The organism is Rhodococcus maanshanensis NBRC 100610 (genome assembly GCF_001894865.1).
Lineage (GTDB): Bacteria > Actinomycetota > Actinomycetes > Mycobacteriales > Mycobacteriaceae > Rhodococcus_G > Rhodococcus_G maanshanensis.
This window is the reverse complement of the sequence record NZ_BCXA01000070.1, coordinates 1-16,044: the sequence shown is the minus strand read 5'-3', so window position 1 is coordinate 16,044 and position 16,044 is coordinate 1. Positions and strand designations below refer to the sequence as shown.

Annotated in this window: 17 protein-coding genes; 5 read left to right on the top strand and 12 right to left on the bottom strand. The window is 68.1% G+C overall.

Annotated elements, in window-relative coordinates; all coding sequences use genetic code 11:
* Positions 1 to 67: 67 nt before the first annotated feature.
* The 4 genes from RM1_RS25305 to RM1_RS25290 all read right to left on the bottom strand — a co-directional run bounded on the left by RM1_RS25305 (position 68) and on the right by RM1_RS25290 (position 4,886).
* On the bottom strand, positions 68 to 1,681 hold the full coding sequence (locus tag RM1_RS25305; RefSeq protein ID WP_072754356.1) for an acyl-CoA synthetase: 1,614 nt from the start codon (positions 1,679 to 1,681) through the stop codon (positions 68 to 70).
* A gap of 112 nt (positions 1,682 to 1,793) precedes the next feature.
* Positions 1,794 to 3,290: an MFS transporter gene (locus RM1_RS25300; protein WP_072754355.1), complete on the bottom strand. Its 1,497-nt coding sequence runs from the start codon at positions 3,288 to 3,290 to the stop codon at positions 1,794 to 1,796.
* A gap of 4 nt (positions 3,291 to 3,294) precedes the next feature.
* Positions 3,295 to 4,257 carry a TauD/TfdA dioxygenase family protein gene (locus tag RM1_RS25295; protein WP_072754354.1) on the bottom strand — a complete coding sequence of 321 codons (963 nt, stop codon included), beginning with the start codon at positions 4,255 to 4,257 and terminating at the stop codon, positions 3,295 to 3,297.
* Positions 4,254 to 4,886 (bottom strand): TetR/AcrR family transcriptional regulator, encoded by a 633-nt coding sequence (locus RM1_RS25290; RefSeq protein ID WP_343286945.1) that lies wholly within the window; start codon positions 4,884 to 4,886, stop codon positions 4,254 to 4,256. The genes RM1_RS25295 and RM1_RS25290 overlap by 4 nt, the downstream gene beginning before the upstream one ends.
* 218 nt (positions 4,887 to 5,104) lie before the next feature.
* Between RM1_RS25290 and RM1_RS25285 the strand changes: the two genes are divergently transcribed.
* Complete coding sequence (locus RM1_RS25285; protein ID WP_072754353.1) at positions 5,105 to 6,091, top strand: sigma-70 family RNA polymerase sigma factor; 987 nt, start codon at positions 5,105 to 5,107, stop codon at positions 6,089 to 6,091.
* Positions 6,088 to 6,681, top strand: a complete 594-nt coding sequence (locus RM1_RS25280) for a TIGR03086 family metal-binding protein (RefSeq protein ID WP_072754352.1) — start codon at positions 6,088 to 6,090, stop codon at positions 6,679 to 6,681. The genes RM1_RS25285 and RM1_RS25280 overlap by 4 nt, the downstream gene beginning before the upstream one ends.
* Here RM1_RS25280 and RM1_RS25275 read toward each other — a convergent pair.
* The 3 genes from RM1_RS25275 to RM1_RS25265 form a co-directional block, all read right to left on the bottom strand.
* The gene (locus RM1_RS25275) at positions 6,678 to 7,916 is read right to left on the bottom strand and encodes a serine hydrolase domain-containing protein (RefSeq protein ID WP_083576951.1); all 1,239 of its coding nucleotides are present in this window, start codon (positions 7,914 to 7,916) and stop codon (positions 6,678 to 6,680) included. The genes RM1_RS25280 and RM1_RS25275 overlap by 4 nt on opposite strands.
* Before the next feature lie 56 nt (positions 7,917 to 7,972).
* A complete protein-coding gene (locus RM1_RS25270) occupies positions 7,973 to 8,656 on the bottom strand; it encodes a TetR/AcrR family transcriptional regulator (RefSeq protein WP_072754351.1) in 684 nt (227 codons plus the stop codon).
* 132 nt (positions 8,657 to 8,788) lie between these two features.
* Positions 8,789 to 9,340: a carboxymuconolactone decarboxylase family protein gene (locus RM1_RS25265; protein ID WP_245816618.1), complete on the bottom strand. Its 552-nt coding sequence runs from the start codon at positions 9,338 to 9,340 to the stop codon at positions 8,789 to 8,791.
* Between the two features lie 82 nt (positions 9,341 to 9,422).
* Here RM1_RS25265 and RM1_RS25260 point away from each other — a divergent pair, with 82 nt between their 5' ends.
* Both RM1_RS25260 and RM1_RS25255 read left to right on the top strand, forming a co-directional pair.
* Positions 9,423 to 9,893: a MarR family winged helix-turn-helix transcriptional regulator gene (locus tag RM1_RS25260; protein ID WP_072754350.1), complete on the top strand. Its 471-nt coding sequence runs from the start codon at positions 9,423 to 9,425 to the stop codon at positions 9,891 to 9,893.
* 95 nt (positions 9,894 to 9,988) lie between these two features.
* On the top strand, positions 9,989 to 10,429 hold the full coding sequence (locus RM1_RS25255) for a DoxX family protein (protein ID WP_072754349.1): 441 nt from the start codon (positions 9,989 to 9,991) through the stop codon (positions 10,427 to 10,429).
* A 52-nt stretch (positions 10,430 to 10,481) separates the two neighbouring features.
* Here the strand turns inward: RM1_RS25255 and RM1_RS25250 are convergent, their stop codons facing one another.
* Positions 10,482 to 12,326 carry a galactan 5-O-arabinofuranosyltransferase gene (locus tag RM1_RS25250; RefSeq protein WP_072754357.1) on the bottom strand — a complete coding sequence of 615 codons (1,845 nt, stop codon included), beginning with the start codon at positions 12,324 to 12,326 and terminating at the stop codon, positions 10,482 to 10,484.
* Positions 12,327 to 12,604: 278 nt separating this feature from the next.
* Here RM1_RS25250 and RM1_RS25245 point away from each other — a divergent pair, with 278 nt between their 5' ends.
* Positions 12,605 to 12,841: a hypothetical protein gene (locus RM1_RS25245; protein WP_072754348.1), complete on the top strand. Its 237-nt coding sequence runs from the start codon at positions 12,605 to 12,607 to the stop codon at positions 12,839 to 12,841.
* A gap of 43 nt (positions 12,842 to 12,884) precedes the next feature.
* Here RM1_RS25245 and RM1_RS25240 read toward each other — a convergent pair whose 3' ends face one another.
* The 4 genes from RM1_RS25240 to RM1_RS25225 form a co-directional block, all read right to left on the bottom strand.
* Positions 12,885 to 13,376 (bottom strand): carboxymuconolactone decarboxylase family protein, encoded by a 492-nt coding sequence (locus RM1_RS25240; RefSeq protein WP_143187346.1) that lies wholly within the window; start codon positions 13,374 to 13,376, stop codon positions 12,885 to 12,887.
* A gap of 200 nt (positions 13,377 to 13,576) precedes the next feature.
* On the bottom strand, positions 13,577 to 14,338 hold the full coding sequence (gene dprE2 / locus RM1_RS25235) for a decaprenylphospho-beta-D-erythro-pentofuranosid-2-ulose 2-reductase (RefSeq protein WP_072754347.1): 762 nt from the start codon (positions 14,336 to 14,338) through the stop codon (positions 13,577 to 13,579).
* Positions 14,335 to 15,783, bottom strand: coding sequence for a decaprenylphosphoryl-beta-D-ribose oxidase (gene dprE1, locus RM1_RS25230; RefSeq protein ID WP_072754346.1), 1,449 nt, complete (start codon positions 15,781 to 15,783; stop codon positions 14,335 to 14,337). Before dprE1 ends, dprE2 begins: the two co-directional genes overlap by 4 nt.
* A 108-nt stretch (positions 15,784 to 15,891) precedes the next feature.
* The coding region (locus RM1_RS25225; protein ID WP_218019748.1) for a Fe-Mn family superoxide dismutase at positions 15,892 to 16,044 on the bottom strand (153 nt) is incomplete at its 5' end.

The following is a 16,044-nucleotide window of genomic DNA, read 5'->3' as shown; positions in this document are numbered from 1 at the left end:
GTCATTCCAATGGTCATGAACATTCCTCAGAAATAGGGGGAATCGATGTCGGATGCGCTCCGAGTGGTCAACCAGCGGCTTCGAGAGTTGCCTTCGCCCAGCGGTAGTCCGCCTTTCCGCTCGGCGAGCGGACGATTTCGGGGACCACCACCACGGTGCGCGGCACCTTGTAGCCGGCGATGTGTGCGCGGCAGTGCGCGATGAGATCGTCACGGCCGGGTGCGTCGACCCCGTTGCGGGCCTGGATCACCGCCGAGACCCGCTGGCCATAGGTCGGATCGGGGATCCCGGCGACGACCGCGTCGAGCACGTCGGGATGGGCCTTGATCGCCTCCTCGACCTCCTCGGCGTACACCTTCTCGCCGCCGGTGTTGATGCACGAGGAGCCGCGGCCGAGGACGACGATCGAACCGTCCTCCTCGACGCGGGCGAGGTCACCGAGCACGGACAGGCGGACACCGTCGACCACCGGGAACGTCGCTGCGGTCTTCTCCGGATCGCCGAAGTACCCGATCGGGACGTGCCCGACGCGGGCGAGGTAGCCGATCTCGTCCGAGCCGGGAACGATCGTCGCGAAGTCGGCGTCGACGACGCGCACCTTCGGCGACGGCGCCATCCGCAGCAGCCCGTCCTCGCTCGCCTTGAGCTCGCCGTCGTTGCCGGACTCGGATGACCCGAAACCGTTGCGCAATACCACATTCGGAAGAAGCTCCTGCAGTTGTTCGCGCACGCTGGCCGACCAGAGCGCTCCGCCTGAGCCGATGGCCCACAGCGAGCTGAGATCGAAGCGGTCACGGTTCTCGGCGATGGCATCGGCGAGCGGCCTTGCGATCGCGTCGCCGACGAGCTGAACGCAGCGGAGCTTGTGCTTCTCGATGAGCCTGAGCGCCTCGACGGGCTCGAACTTGGGCATGAGCACATGCTTGGAGCCCATGAACATGCAGGTGAACAGCGAGTAGGACGCTGCGCCGTGCATGAGCGGCGCGGTGAGCAGGTAGGACAGCGGGTCCGCGTTGGCTGCCGCGGCGGCCGCCAGTTCGGCACCGGACAGAAACGGTGCCCCCATGAGGTTGCCCCCGCTCAGAGCGGCGAAGTAGAAGTCCTCGTGACGCCACATGACGCCCTTGGGCATGCCGGTGGTGCCGCCGGTGTAGATGATGTAGCGGTCGTCGCTGCTGCGTTCGGGGAAGTCTCGCCCTGGTGACTGTTCGGCGACGGCCGTGTGGAAGTCGACCACCGAAACACCCGCCGCCGCAGCGGCGGCCGAGAGGGCGGGTCCGGCGGCCTCGCCGATGAGCACGATGTGTTGCAGCGTGGGGCACTTGGGCAGCACGTCGGCGATGACGTCGCTGAACTCGCCGTCCGCGACCACGGCGGCCAGTTGTGCGTTGTTGTAGAGGTACGTCAGCTCGGCGTCGATGTAGCGGTAGTTGACGTTGACCGGGACAGCGCGCACCTTCAGGCAGCCGAGTAGCGACTCGACGTACTCGATGCTGTTGCGGGCGTGGAGTCCGACGTGTGCGCCGGGCTGGATTCCCTGAGCGGCGAGGTGGTGTGCGATCTGATTCGCGCCGGCATCGAACTCGATGAACGTCCGGGTGTCGTCGCCGCACACGAGTGCGATCTTGTCTGGAACCCCATCGATGAGCGCTTCGGTGAGATCCGCGAGGTTGAGTGACATGGCTTGTCCTTCAGGAGTATTCGCACGTTTAGAAGGTGTGCAGTGGTCCGGCACGGTGAAGCGCAACGACGGATTGCGGTTGCTCAGCCGGAGAATGACGCGTGACCGGTCGTCACGGAGTGGTCGGGGCAAGGCTGACGGGTTCGACGCCACCGATGGCGTCCGGCGCGGTGTCTTGCCGCAAACCGCCCTGCGCAGGAGTGCGACCGTGCCGCATGATCAGCGCGACGGCTAGGCCGACGACGCCGACGATGGCGGCGTACAGGTAGCCGCGAGTGATCGCGGTGTCGGCGTACAACACGGCGTGCGTCTGCGGGTTCACCGCGAGTACGTGGCGTGACATCACCACCCCGGTCAGGGTGGTCGCGATCCCGCCTGCCAACAGCGAACCCATGCCGCTGATCGCGTTGCCGATGCCGCCCTGCGAGGCAGGCAGCGCGTCCTGAATCAGGTTCGCATTCGACGAGTGCAGGAATCCGACGGCGAAACCCATGATGGAACTCATGACCGCGACCTGCCACTGGATCGTGAACAGACGCGAACCCATGAACATCACGACCAGGAACAACAGGGCCGCGGTCACCAGCACATATCGTGCACCGATTCGCTTGGAGATGATTCCGCCGAGCGGACCCGCGAACATCGACGCGATGCCGAGCGGGCAGGTCCAGATCGCGAATTGCATCGCGGACAGGCCGGAACCGTAGCTGATCCCCGGCAGGCCCGAGGGGGTCTGCAACATGGTCGGGATCAGCAGAGAATGGGCGCTCATCATGTAGGCGATACAGGCCACTGCGAGCACGGTCGGACCGAACCTTCTGCCGAACAAGACGTTGAGGTCGATCAGGGGGCTGGGTGCAAAGCGTTGCCACACAACGAATCCCACCAGCATCGCCGCGCCGCCGATGAGTGCGGCGAGGGTCAGGGCATCGGTCCACCCGGCTCGGGCGCCCCTGGTGATGCCGACGAGCATGATGCCGATCCCCGGACCGAGCAGGACGACCCCGAGGTAGTCCAGCGGCCGGTCGACGCGGACCGGGCTCTCCGGAACGATCAGTGCATAGAAGGGGATCAGGACGGCCACGTAGGCCGCCATGAACCAGAAGATTCCCTGGTACCCGGTGTGGTCGATGAGCCAGCCGGCGATGAACGGACTCGCGATCGCCGACATCCCGATCCCTGTGACCGCGGCGCCGAGCGCGATCGGCACGACGTCGCGCGGAATGATGTCGCGGATCAAGCCATACGAGATCGTGACGATCCCCATCAAGGAGCCCTGCAAGATCCGTCCGGCCATCAACATGGCGAACGACGTCGCCACCGCACACAGCACACTTCCCGCGATGAAGAACACGGCAAGCGAGAGAATCACCCGCTTCTTGCCCCATTTGTCCGAGGCCTTGCCGACGAGCGGCATCATGGTGCCTCCCGCGAGCGTCACGATCGAGACGACCCACGCGATGTTCAGGGTCTGGAATGCGGGTGCCATGTGTGGCAACGCCGGGAGAACCATGAGGATCTCGAATGTGGCGATTTCCGACAGCAGGATGATGAAGGCGAGCACCGTGACGATGCGGCCCCTGCTCATGGATACGACTTGTGACTCCATCTGTTCACATCCGATCGCTCGCGCCGGACACGCCAACGGGGGTGTCGCCGACGATCGAGATACGCTCCATGACCCGGCGAGCCGGGAAGTAGTCGCTTGCGGCGTAGTGCTGGCAGGATCGGTTGTCCCAGAAGGCGATCGTGTCCTTCTGCCACCGCAGACGCACCTGGAACTCGGGACGCTGGACGTGTCGGTACAGAAGCCGGAGGAGTTCGTTCGACTCATCCTCCGAGACGCCCAGAATCCGCTGTGTGAAGGCGGAATTGACGAACAGCACGCGCCGGCCCGACTCGGGGATCACCCGCACCACGGGATGGGTGACCGGCGGAAAGTGCGGGCGAAGCTGCGCCACCGCATCCTCCGGCATCCTGATCCCGAACGATTGCATCCAGTCGTGTTCGGCCTCGAGGCCGTCGATCCGGGCCCGGATATCCTCCGGGAGCAGGTCATAGGCGGCGCCGGTGTCCGCCCACAGCGTGTCGCCGCCAACGGAGGGGATCTCGAGGGCCCGCAGAACCGCTGCATACGAGGGGAACTCGTGCCAGGTGACGTCGTTGTGCCAGACGTTCTCCACTCCGACCGACATTGCGTCCTTGGCCAGGGTGGCCACATCGGCGTCGCTCTGGCCGGGCTGGGTGTACTTGAAGAACGGGTGCTGCTCGAGCTCACCCCACCGTGCCGCGAAGTCTCGGTGCTCGCTGCGATCGATGTCCTGGTCGCGGAAGAACAGGACCTTCCATTCCAGCAGTGCGCGTCGCAGCTCGGTGAGCACCTCATCGGAGAGGTCGCCGCTCAGCCTGATCCCTGAGATCTCCGCACCGATGGTCGGTGTGTGCGGCGTGAGCGTGAACAGTTCGTACGGACGCTCTTCCTGGGTTTCCGGCATTCTCGGAGCAACGAGTGGACCGTAGGCCGCGAGCGGATCGGTTGGGGTGGGTACGGCGGTGACGGGAAGTGCATAGGTCATGGACTGACTCCTTGGGTTCCGGTGTCTGTGGACGATGAGGTCTCGAGGATGGCGACGCAGCTGTCGATGAGATCGGTGACCATCGCCGTTCTCTGGTCTGACGTGCGGTTGCTGCTCTCGTAGGCGGCGAGAACGGAAATGCTGAACACGACGACGTTCACGGCGCGCCACTCCGCGGTCTCGCGTGGTGCCAGGCAGGCGTCGACCATCAATTGATGTACGCGCCTGTAGCTTTCCGAACTCAGGTGTTGCTTGATCAGATCTGCCAGTGCGGGGTCGAACAGCGCCTGGACCAGGAACCGGGCATACCGGCTTCCGGGACGGCTCAGCGTCTCGGAGGCCAGCGGCCACACCATCGCCTCCACGGCCTGCCGCGCGGTCAGCGGGGTTCCGTGGCCTTCCATCTCGTCGAGTAGCGCCTGCCGCCGTGCATTCACGGCAGACCCGCGCGCCTCGACCACGGCCTCGATCAGTCCCTCCCGGGACCCGAAGTGGTACTTCGCCGCCGACTTGTTCGATTGTCCCGCCGCGATCTGGACGTCCTTGAGCGTCAGTGCGGGCATTCCTCTTTCGGCGACGATCTGTTCGGCTGCATCGATCATGGCCTCGCGCGATGTGGTCCTGGTCACAAGGGCACATTAAGGCTACGGCCTTAATCGTGTCAATGCCGGACTTCGAGTGGCGATCTGCGGCCGCCTGCGGACAAATGCGAGAACCCTCCCGTCTCGGAAGGTGTTCACTGGTACGCACCGGTCCGGATCTGAAATCTCATCGCCGGATCGCGATGAGTTTTTGTCCGCTGGCGAGTCTGTATGGATGACGACGCACAAAACGAGAGGTGGGGACCATGACCGACAGCGCGGTCCAGGAGGACTTCGCTCCGCTGGCGGAGCCGTATCGGCGCGAGCTGCTGGCGCACTGTTACCGGATGTCCGGTTCGGTGCACGACGCCGAGGACCTGGTGCAGGAGGTGTACCTGAAGGCGTGGCGCGCGTACGAGAAGTTCGAGGGGCGCTCGTCGCTGCGCACCTGGCTGTACCGGATTGCGACGACCACCTGCCTGACCGCGCTGGAGAGCAAGGGCAAGCGCCCACTGCCCACCGGCCTCGGCGCGCCGAGCTCGGACCCGGCAGGCGAGCTCGTCGAGCAGGGTGAGGTGCCCTGGCTCGAGCCGATCCCCGACGCCCTGCTCGGCACCGCCGCCAGCGACCCCGCGGTGGTCGCCACCTCCCGCGAGAGCATCCGGCTGGCGCTGATCGCCGCGCTCCAGTTCCTGCCGCCGAAGCAGCGGGCGGTGCTGATCCTGCGCGAGGTGCTGGCCTGGCCTGCCGCGGAGGTGGGGGAGCTGCTCGGTATCAGCACAGCGGCCGTGAACAGCGCGCTGCAGCGGGCCCGGGCGCAGATCGATCAGGCCGCACCCGCGGAGGACGCCGTCGTGGAGCCGGTCGCGCCGGATCAGCGCGAGCTGCTCGACCGGTACATGGCAGCCTTCGAGACCTACGACATGGCCGCGCTCAAGGAACTGTTCACCCAGGACGCCGTCTGGGAGATGCCGCCCTTCGTCGGCTGGTACCAGGGTCCCGACGCGATCCGCACTCTGATCGAGAACAACTGTCCCGCACAGGGTCCGGGGGACATGAAGCTGATCCCTACGGTGTCGAACGGGCAGCCCGCGTTCGCGATGTACATGCGGGACCCCGATGGCGGGTACTCCGCCTTCCAGCTGCAGGTGGTCTCGCTGGGGCCGTCCGGGATCGGCCATGTGACCGTGTTCTTCGACGTGTCGCTGTTCGGCAAGTTCGGACTGCCCGAGACGCTGCCGGCCGGGTCATGACCGGCGCCACGGTGGCGTGGCCGTTGGCCGACCCGGTCGCGCTGCTGGAGCGTTCGATCGCCTACACGGTGGGCAGCCTGCAGCTCGTGACCGAGGAGTCGATGGGCAGTGCCACCCCTTGCCGCGGGTGGGACCTGCGAGAGCTGTTGGCTCACATGAACGATGCCCTCGGCACCTTGCAGGAGGCCGCCCTGGACCACCACATCGCGCTGGCGCCCGCCGCGGCCGGCCCCGATCCCGCAGCCGATCCCGTTGCGGCGCTGTGTGATCGCGCCTGTCGACTGCTCGGGTCGTGGGCCCGCTCGGGCGATCCCGAGGGGATCCAGATCGGTGGCGTCTCGATGGCGGCGGGCATCGTGCCCGCCGCCGGTGCGCTGGAGATCGCCGTGCACGGCTGGGACGTCGCAAGGGCCTGCGGGCGCGACCGTCCGATCCCGCCGGACCTCGCCGAGGAATTGCTCACCTGTGCAACGCTTTTCGTCAGCGATGCGGACCGTCCGGCCCGCTTCGCCGCCCCCGTCGAGATCCCGGCGGGGGCGGGACCGGGGGAGCGGCTGCTGGCCTTCCTCGGCCGGGATCCGCGAGCTTAGGAGCCGGCGATGGCCCGGAGTACCTCGAACGTCGCCTGTTCGTCCTGCTCGGTGCCGTGGTCGCTGAGCTTGACGATGACGGTGCCGGTGGCCGGGTCGACATAGGTGTACTGGCCGTAGACGCCGAGCGCGGACAGGTCCGGGCTGTCGGGGGTGGGGTGCCACCACTGCGCGGAGTAGCCCCAGTTCTCGTTCGTGACCCGGTGCGGGGCAGGGGTGCTGATGCGTTCGATCCACGCGGGCGGGACGACTTGGGTGTCACCTGCGCGCCCACCGTCGAGGACGAGCCGGCCGATCTTGGCGTAGTCGCGGGCGGTCGCGTTGAGGCAGCAGAACGCCTTTTCCTGGCCGCCGGGCCGGTCGAGATTCCAGGTGGCGTCGTCCTCGGCGCCGATCGGCGCCCACAGGTTCCGCTCGAGCAGCTCGGTGAGCGGCTTGCCCTCGACCCGGGCCAGTATCTGTCCGAGGAGCTGGGTCTCGACGCTCCGGTAGTCGCCCTCGCTGCCAGGGGTGTACGTGACCTCACGGTGGTCGGCGACGAATTCGTCGAGGTCCTGGGTCAGGTACATCCGGGCCGTGCCGGTCAGCGGCCAGTACGGGTTGTAGTTCTCGGACACGTCGACGCCCGCGCTCATGTCCAGCAGGTGCCGCACCGTCACGGTGTCGTACTCGCCGCCGGTCGCGAGCTCCGGCAGGACGTCGACGAGCCGGTCGTCCTCGCGGAGCTTGCCCGCATCGATCGCCTGCCCGATCATCAGCGAGACGACCGACTTGGCCATCGACCACGACGACAGCGGCGTCGTGGCCTCGACACCGTCGCGGTACCACTCGTGGGTGAGGGCGCCGTCGCGGAGCACCAGGAAGGCGTTGGTGTGGGTGGTCTCGAGGAACTGCGCGACCGGGATCTGCTCGCCCTTCCACGGCACCGTCTCGGGCAGTGGGATCGGGTTCGCCTGCAGCGGAGCGGGATCGGGCGATGCTGCCACCGCGCGGGAGGGATACAGCTCGCCCTGCTTCGACGGTGCCTCGGTCAGCAGCCGGACCAGGGTCGGCGGCGCGGGGATCTCGAGTACCGCGGCGGCGGCGTAGGTCGCCGCCACCAGAGTCGCGGCGACCACCGGGACGGCGATCGCGGCCGTGCGCAGCCGGGAGCGCTTACGCGGGGCCCCGGGCTCGGCGGCGGGGGCCTCGCCGACGGTGGTGGCGGGCTCGGTGGTGGTGCTGGGCTCGGTCATGCGTGGGTGATCCTCGATCTCGGGGGTGGTGGGTCGGTGGCGCGGTGCTGGCGTGGTCAGCCCGTGCGCTCGCGCGTGGCCGCGGCGTTGGCCTTGGCGTCGACGGCCGTCCAGAACGCCTCGATCAGGGTGTCGAGCACCAGGTCCGGGCTCAGCTCGGCGAGCGCGGGGGCGTGTGCGGCGATCGCGGGATACCTCGCCGGGTCCGCGCCCACGTACTCGTGGGCCCAGGCGCGTTCGTCGCCCGCGCGCAGCTTGTCCGGCAGCATCGCGTAGCCCGCCCGCATCCCCGCGTACGACAGCACGGACTCGGCCAGCATCCGTTGGTAGCGGACCACATCCGCGGGTTCCAGCCCCAGCTCGTCGAGCGCGGTGAGCATCATCTCGACAAGGGCGAACTCGCCGGGGCCGCGGGTGGTGCGCGGGGCCACCGCGGCGCCGACGTGGGGGTGCTCGGTGAACACCGCGACCACCGCGCCTGCGAGGTGTTCCATCCGCTGCTTCGGGCCGAGTCCGGCGGGGACGCGCTCGTGCGCCATCGTCAGCAGCCGGTCGCCGACCGCGCGCAGGAGCGCGTCCTTGTCGGCGAAGTGTCGCCACACCGCCGACCGGTCGACCCCGAGCTCCTCGCCGAGCGCGCGCCCGGTCAGTCCGTCCGGGCGGCCCCGCGCGGCGATCCGAACGGCGGCGTCCACGATCACCTCGGGCGTCAACCGCGTGCGCGAACCGTCGTCGACCATTCGTTGTGCCCCTTCTGCCGTGAGTCCTTCTGGTCCGCTCAGGGGCCAGAAGGACTCACGGGCCAGCTGTCATCAATGTTGTCATCAATGATGACATCACTGGTGTGGCAGCGGGGGCAGTTTGCGAAAGCGCTACGCGGCGCCCTCCCATGCGAACGGCGCGAACGCCTCGTCCAGGGGCGCGTCGGTCATCCGGTTGGCGAACGTGGACAGCGTGTAGGTCCCGACCCCCAGCACCACCTCGAGGGCGTTGCGGCGCGTGAAGCCGTGGTCGAGGAACGCATGCATCTGCGCCTCGCTCACGCCGCCGGCTGCGTCCAGGACCGCGAGCGTGAAAACGCGGACGGCCTCGAGCCGCGGCTCGGGGAGCGGCTGCCGGGCGCGTAGGGCCGTGACCAGCTCCTCCGGTGCCGCGGCCCTGGTGAGTGAGGCGGTGTGCAGCGCGACGCAGACGTGACACTCGTTGCGCGTCGCGATGGTCAGCACCAGCACCTCGCGTTCGAGCTCGGTGAGCGTGCCGCGCTCGAACAGGGTGTTCGAGCGGGTGAAGGCCTGCAGCAGCTCCGGCGATTCCGACATGAGCGCCACGGGGGCGGGCAGGAAGCCGAACTTCCCCTCGATGGCCACCATGGTCGGGCGAACGGCGGCGGGGGCGGTCTGGGCGGTGTGATGGGTGAAGGGCATCTCGAACCTCTCCGCGGTAGTATCGTCAATGTGGTTGTCTATATAGTAAACATGGTTGTCGATATTCGGCAAGGGGTGCGCCGTGACCGTTGACGAGACCCCCGGTTACGAACTGCCGCTGTTGCTGTTCGCCGGGTTCCGGACGCTGATCGACGAGGTGCACCGCCGGCTGGCGGAGGAGGGGCATCCGGACATGCGGCCCGCCTATGGATTCGCGATGCAGGCGATCGGGGTCGAGGGGACCAACGCGAGCGAGTTGGGGCGACGGCTCGGCGTCTCCAAACAGGCGGCGGGCAAGACGGTCGATCGGCTCGAGGGCCTCGGCTACGTGGCGCGGGAGAGCGACCCGTCGGACGCGCGCAGCAAGCGGGTGGTGCTCACCGAACGGGGGCTCGACAGCCTGCGACGCTCCGCGGTCGTCTTCGACCGGTTGCGGGCGGACTGGGCTGCGACGATCGGGCCGGAACGGCTGCGTGCGCTCGAGTCGGGCCTGCGCACCGTCACCGCTGGTCAGGGCTTCCGTCTCGATGCGCAGGCCTGGTTCGGCGGATAATTGACCCGTGCGCGATGAGTTTCGCGGCCGCCGCCGGTCTATATGGCAACCGCTTCGCGCGCCGTGCACGAAGCAATCCAGCATCGGAGCCCGCCATGACCACCACGCCGCACACCACGACCACCGCACCGGGCGCCGCTGTCGCCGCCGCCCCCTCTCGACGGGCCCGGATCGCCGGCCTGGTCCTCAGCGGACTGGTCGTCGTGTTCTTCCTCTTCGACTCGCTCACCCACATCGCGAACGTCGAGCAGGTGCGCACGGCGATGGCCGAGCTCGGGTTCGACCCGAGCCTGAACAGGGTCTTCGGCGTGGTGCTGCTGATCTGCCTCACCCTCTACGTCCTGCCGGTCACGTCGATCCTCGGCGCGGTCCTGCTGACCGGCTACCTCGGCGGGGCCGTGGCCACGAACCTGGTCACCGAGCAGCCCATCCTGAGCACCACCCTCGCCCCGATCTACTTCGGCTTCCTGGTCTGGGGCGGGCTGTACCTGCGCGATCTGCGGGTGCGGGCGATCATGCCGCTCGTCCGCGGCTGACCCGGCATCGAACCCGTCCCCCACGCCGAATCGGTGTGGGGGACAGCCATGTTCAGCCGACCCGGGTGACGATCACGAACGGTCCGACCTCGGTGGTGGTGAACCGGGGGTCGTCGAACAGCTTCTCCGGGAAGGTCACGGTGTAGCGGCGCACGTTCGGATCGTTGGGGTATACGTCCTCGGCCAGGCGCAGGGTGTAGCCGTCCGACCCCTTCCGGAACACGAACACATCCGGTGTGCGCCACGGGCTTTCGTCCATGGCCTGGACCAGCGCGTCGGGGCTCTCGGCCTCGGCCCATTCGGCGATCGCGTCGGCGCGACGGTCGAACTGCGCCAACGGGTTCGCGTAGTGCGAGGTCAGCCCCTGGAAGCCGAAGTACGGGTAGAAGCTGAGGAAGCTGGTGTCGGCTGTGAGCACAACTGTGTCGGAGCGCGGTCCCGGGCGCTGTGCGGTGATCGCCGCGTCGACCTCGTCGTAGTAGGAGGCGGCGCCCGGCGGCCGCTTGTCCCCCCGCTCGCCGTTGCCGTCGGTGTCGGTGTACGCGGTGGTGATCTCCGAGGCGAGGACCTGCGGGATGTTCTGTGCGAACGCCACCGCGCCCAGCGCGCCGATCGCGACGATCGCGGCCCGGACCCGCGGGTTCTCGCTGGTCGCCAGGATCGTCCAGCGCGCAAAGTCGAGGAACCCGAAAACGCCTGCGGCGCCTAGCAGTACCAACAGCACCGGTTCGAGGCGGAAGGACAGCAGGGTGTTGCCGATCGCCGTCACGGCCATCGACAGCAGCCACCAGGCGTACACGGCGACGACGCCGATCCCGAGCGCCTGCGCGCGCCTGGAGGAGGCGGCGCGGCCGACCAGCCACACCGTGCCGAGCAGACACAGGCCGCCGATCAGAGAGAAGTGGAACATCGGCAGGGGCAGCCGGGCACCGGCATCGGGCAGGTAGTGCAGTGCCGTGCCCGAGCTCGCCGTCGCGCCGGTGCGCATCGCGTCCAGGTACGGCAGCCACACGATTAGTGCGATGAGCCCGGCGATCACCCCCGCCACGGCGAGTCGGAGCAGCGGGTCCAGCGCCGCCCGCATCCCGTTCGCGCGCACCGCGAGCGCGGCGGCGAGCACGGCCATCAGCGTCACCGCGAACGCCGCCCAGCCCAGGTACAGGGTGTAGAAGGTGGCGGCGATGCCGAGGAAGATGCCCGTCCCGACGATCGCGCCCCAGCCGTCGGCGCCGCTCCGGCCCGGTCGGTACAGCCCGCCCCAGGCGAGCACCAGCACCGGCGGCAGCAGCACGACGAGGACCGCGCTGTACGGCTCGGGGGAGGCGTAGGCAAGCGCGATCGCCGTCACGGCCGTCGCGACCAGCACCGCCACGTGGTCGCGGATGAGCTTCGACCACAACACCAGCGACACGACGGCGGCCACCGCGATGGAGGCGATCGCGTACGGCTTGAACGCTTCCCAGCCCTCCATGCCGAGCAGATTCGCGACCCGGCCACCGACCCAGAACCAACCCGCCGGGTAGAACGAGGGCAGGTCCGCATAGGTCATGTCGTCGAGCCGGGCCGTGTCCGTCATCCGGGTGAGGAACTCGGTGCGGAACTCCTGGTCCACCGAGATGCCGTGCAGGTACAGCTTCGTCGCGGCCAGCGGCATCCCGAGGGTGACGGTGACGAAGCCGGACAGGGCGCCCCAGGACAGCAGCTTCGCCGCGACCACCGCGCGCCGGGCCCGCAGCAGCCACACCGACAGCGCCAGGGCCGCCAGCGTGACGACCTGACCGACCGTGGTCAGTGCCTGGGTGACGTTGGAGGAGTTGAACGCGGGCCAGTCCACCAGCCCGAAGGCGATCAGCCCGGCGGCGGCGACGGCGGCCGCGACGACCGCCGCCAGCCCCATCTCCCCGGCGGTGGACACCGCGGCCCGCAGCGGATCCCTGCGGTCCGCGGACGTGCTCGGTGCTGTGTCGGGGATCGGAGCTGCTGGAGCGTCAGTCACGGACACTGAGCTTAGTGAACCGTCGGGAAGCCGGACGCGAGCGCCGCAGATCGACCGTCGCTGACCCTTGCCCGGGTCCCGGGGTGGCCGAATCGGCACCCTTGGGTGCCTGTTGATGCGGCCCGCCCGGCGCCATATTGGTGTTAGTCCCCCGACCCGAAACCGACGGAAAGCCACACATGATCACTCGAACCGTAAAGACACTCGGCGTCTCGTTACTCGTCGCCGCTGGGTCGATCGGCGCCACCGCCTCGGTCGCCCATGCGGAGGTCCAGAGCTCTCCCGCTCGAACGCAGGCGGCCGTATGTGTTCACGACGGCAAGGAATACAGCGTCGGCAGCAAGATCTATCTCCCGGACGGCAGCTACCAGACCTGTGAGAGCAACGGCGGATGGCGGCGGGTCATGCCGGGATGAGCGCCGCGCCGCGCTCGCTCAGCGCGGGGTCGGCAGGATCAGGTCAGTCCCACTGCTCGTCCGCCAGCGAGGCGACAGGCGCAGGCTTGCCGATCAGGGCCAGGGCGATGAAGAAGTTGATCTGGCCGATCGCGATGGTGAGGGTGGCCAGCGCCTTCTCGTCGTAGTGCCTGGCCGCCTCCGCGTAGAGCTCGTCGCTGACGCGCTCCTTGCCTTGCGGGGCGGGCTGGAGGACCGCCTCGACCAGGGCCAGCGCCGCGCGCTCGGCGTCGGTGAAGTATGGGGCGTCCTGCCAGGACGACACGGCCGTGATGCGCTCCTCGGATTCCCCGGCCTTGCGGAGGGAACCGGTGTTCAGGATGGTCAGGTAGGTGTTGCCGACGATCTGCCCGGCGCGCAGGTGGACCAGGCTCATCGTGGCGCGGGGGACCGAGTGGTTGCCCGTGGCACGGAACAGGGCGGCGCTGATGTCCTTCAGTTCCGGCACGAACTCGCCGGGGTTGGGCATCCGTGAGATGGAGGTGGTGTTCGTCATGGCTGCTGCTCCCTATCGGTTGGCGTCTACACAGCACTGACGGACGGGGCGGCGAGAGTGTGACAGGTTCCCGGAGATCTTTTTGCGGGGAGGTGCCCGGCCGATCCGGCCCGACTGGGGTCGAGGGTCCACCCGCTACGACGAATCGGCCCCACCACTGTGCACGTGGTGGGGCCGATTCGTGGCGTGAAGTCGCGGGGCTAGATCGGCAGCTTGCGGAAGATCGCCCGCGGCACGTGCCGCAGCGCCATCATCACGAAGCGCCAGGGGCCCGGCGTCCAGACGATTTCCTTGCCCTTGTCGGACGCGGCGACGGCGAGCGTGGCGACGATGTCCTTGTTGACCGTCAGCGGGGCTTCCTTGACGTGCGCGCTGAACTGGGTGCGCACCATGCCGGGCCGGACCACCGTGACCTTCGGTCCGAACTGGGCGAGGGCCTCGCCGAGGCCGAGGTAGAAGCCGTCGAGGCCGGCCTTGGTGGAGCCGTAGACGAAGTTGGCGCGCTTGACGCGCTCACCGGCGACCGACGACATCGCGATGATGCGGCCGAAGCCCTGCGCCTTCATCTTCTCGCCGACGAGCACACCGACCGACACCGCCGCGGTGTAGTTGACGTTGGCCACCAGCACGGCCTTGCGCTGGTTCTGCCACAGCTCCTCGGCGTCGCCGTCCAGTGCGAACGCGACGATGGCGACGTCGACGTCGCCCTTGGACCAGGCCGCGTCGATCACCTTCGGGTGCGACTCGGTGTCCACGGCGTCGAAGTCGATGACCTCGATCTCGGTGGCGCCCTTGGCCTTCAGCTGGGCGACGGCGGCGTCGCGGCCCGGATCACCCGGCAGCGCGGCCAGGATCACCCGCATCGGAGCCTTCTTCAGGTACTCCTCGCAGATGGCCAGGCCGATCTCGGAGGTGCCGCCGAGGAGCAGCAGGGTCTGGGGGTTACCCACGGCGTTGATCACAGTTCCAACCTTCTGGACATATCGGAGGCGAAAACGCCTGTGGGGTCGTACTTCCGGCGGGTCGCGATCCACTCGTCGATCCGCGGGTACATGGCATGGAAGGTCTCGGCGGTGGTCCGCGAGTCCTTGGCGGTGTACAGCCGGCCGCCGAACTCGAGCACGCGCTTGTCGAGCTCGGTGACGAACTCGTTGAGGCCCGGCTTGATCCGGAAGTCCACGCAGATGTTCCAGCCGGCCATCGGGAAGCTCAGCGGGGCCTGGTTGCCCTCGCCGAACAGCTTGAACACGTTGAGGAACGAGTAGTGCCCGGAGCGCTGGATGTCGACGATGATCTTCTTGAACTCCTCGACCGCCTCCGGCGGCACCACGAACTGGTACTGCAGGAATCCGTTCGAACCGTAGGCGCGGTTCCACTCACCGAACATGTCGAGCGGGTGGTAGAACTGCGTCAGATTCTGGACCTTGCCGCGGTAGGTGCCGGACTTGCGGAACCAGAGTTCGCCGATCGCGGTGAAGTTGAACTTGTTGGCCAGGCCGTTCGGGAAGACGTCGGGGAACGTCAGCAGCTGCGGCGCGTCGAACGCGAGCGGGTTCTTCTGCAGCTTCGCCGGAAGCTGATCGAGCTTCGCAAGCGAGCCGCGCGAGATGGCGGCGCGACCCAGCTTCGGGGGCGCGGAGATCGCGTCGAACCAGGCGCTGGAGTACTCGTAGTTGGCCTCGGAGCCGTCGCTGTGCAGCGCGATGGTCTCGTCGAGGCTGTTGGTGACGTCACCGTCGGCGATGAAGTACGCGGTCTCGGTGGGCGTCATCTTGATGGTGGCGCGCAGGATGATGCCGGTCAGGCCCATGCCGCCGACCGTCGCCCAGAAGAGCGCGGCCTTGGGATCGTTGCGCCCGCCCTTGGGTGTGAGCGTGCGGACCTTGCCGTCGGCGGTCAGCAGGTCCAGCGACACCACGTGGTTGCCGAAGCTGCCGGCGCTGTGGTGGTTCTTGCCGTGGATGTCGGAGCCGATGGCGCCGCCGATCGTGACCTGACGGGTGCCAGGCAGCACCGGAACCCAGAGGCCGAACGGCAGGGCCGCCTTCATCAGCTGGTCCAGGTTCACACCGGCGTCGACGTCCACCAGGGCGGTGTCGCGATCGATGCGATGAATGCGGTTCAGCGCATTCATGTCGATGACCAGGCCGCCCGCGTTCTGCGCCGGGTCGCCGTAGGACCGGCCGAGCCCGCGGGCGATGACGCCGCGCCGCAGGTAGGAGGGCTTGCCCTCGTTCTGCTCGGCGACCTGCGCGACCGCGCTGGCGATCACCTCGACGTCGGGCGTGGACAGCACCTCGGCGGTGGTGGGCGCGGTGCGCCCCCAGCCGGTCAGGGTGCGGGTCTGGGTGGTCAGAGGCTGCGGCTGCACGGCGGCGGCCGGGGACTCTTCAGCTGTCGTGGACATCGCTGTAGAGGTTACCTGGCGGTAGCGGATCCGACCCCTGGCGAGTGTGCAGATACGGCCGCCGCCACCCGACATTTGGCCCGGTAGCTGCACACTCGCCGGAGCCGCTCAGGCGATGAGGCCTGCAGTCTGGGTGCGGGCGCGGTCGAAGCGGGCGGAGACGTCGTTCCAGTTGACGATGTTCCAGAAGGCGTTGACGTAGTCGCCCTTGACGTTCTGGTAGTCGAGGTAGAAGGCGTGCTCCCACATGTCGAGCATGAG

Excerpts from the sequence above, each read along its gene's own strand:
- RM1_RS25305 (WP_072754356.1), bottom strand. The coding sequence starts at position 1,681 with ATGTCACTCAACCTCGCGGATCTCACCGAAGCGCTCATCGATGGGGTT.
- RM1_RS25300 (WP_072754355.1), bottom strand. The coding sequence starts at position 3,290 with ATGGAGTCACAAGTCGTATCCATGAGCAGGGGCCGCATCGTCACGGTG.
- RM1_RS25295 (WP_072754354.1), bottom strand. The coding sequence starts at position 4,257 with ATGACCTATGCACTTCCCGTCACCGCCGTACCCACCCCAACCGATCCG.
- RM1_RS25285 (WP_072754353.1), top strand. The coding sequence starts at position 5,105 with ATGACCGACAGCGCGGTCCAGGAGGACTTCGCTCCGCTGGCGGAGCCG.
- RM1_RS25280 (WP_072754352.1), top strand. The coding sequence starts at position 6,088 with ATGACCGGCGCCACGGTGGCGTGGCCGTTGGCCGACCCGGTCGCGCTG.
- RM1_RS25275 (WP_083576951.1), bottom strand. The coding sequence starts at position 7,916 with ATGACCGAGCCCAGCACCACCACCGAGCCCGCCACCACCGTCGGCGAG.
- RM1_RS25270 (WP_072754351.1), bottom strand. The coding sequence starts at position 8,656 with ATGGTCGACGACGGTTCGCGCACGCGGTTGACGCCCGAGGTGATCGTG.
- RM1_RS25265 (WP_245816618.1), bottom strand. The coding sequence starts at position 9,340 with ATGCCCTTCACCCATCACACCGCCCAGACCGCCCCCGCCGCCGTTCGC.
- RM1_RS25255 (WP_072754349.1), top strand. The coding sequence starts at position 9,989 with ATGACCACCACGCCGCACACCACGACCACCGCACCGGGCGCCGCTGTC.
- RM1_RS25250 (WP_072754357.1), bottom strand. The coding sequence starts at position 12,326 with ATGGGGCTGGCGGCGGTCGTCGCGGCCGCCGTCGCCGCCGCCGGGCTG.
- RM1_RS25245 (WP_072754348.1), top strand. The coding sequence starts at position 12,605 with ATGATCACTCGAACCGTAAAGACACTCGGCGTCTCGTTACTCGTCGCC.
- RM1_RS25240 (WP_143187346.1), bottom strand. The coding sequence starts at position 13,376 with ATGACGAACACCACCTCCATCTCACGGATGCCCAACCCCGGCGAGTTC.
- dprE1 (WP_072754346.1), bottom strand. The coding sequence starts at position 15,783 with ATGTCCACGACAGCTGAAGAGTCCCCGGCCGCCGCCGTGCAGCCGCAG.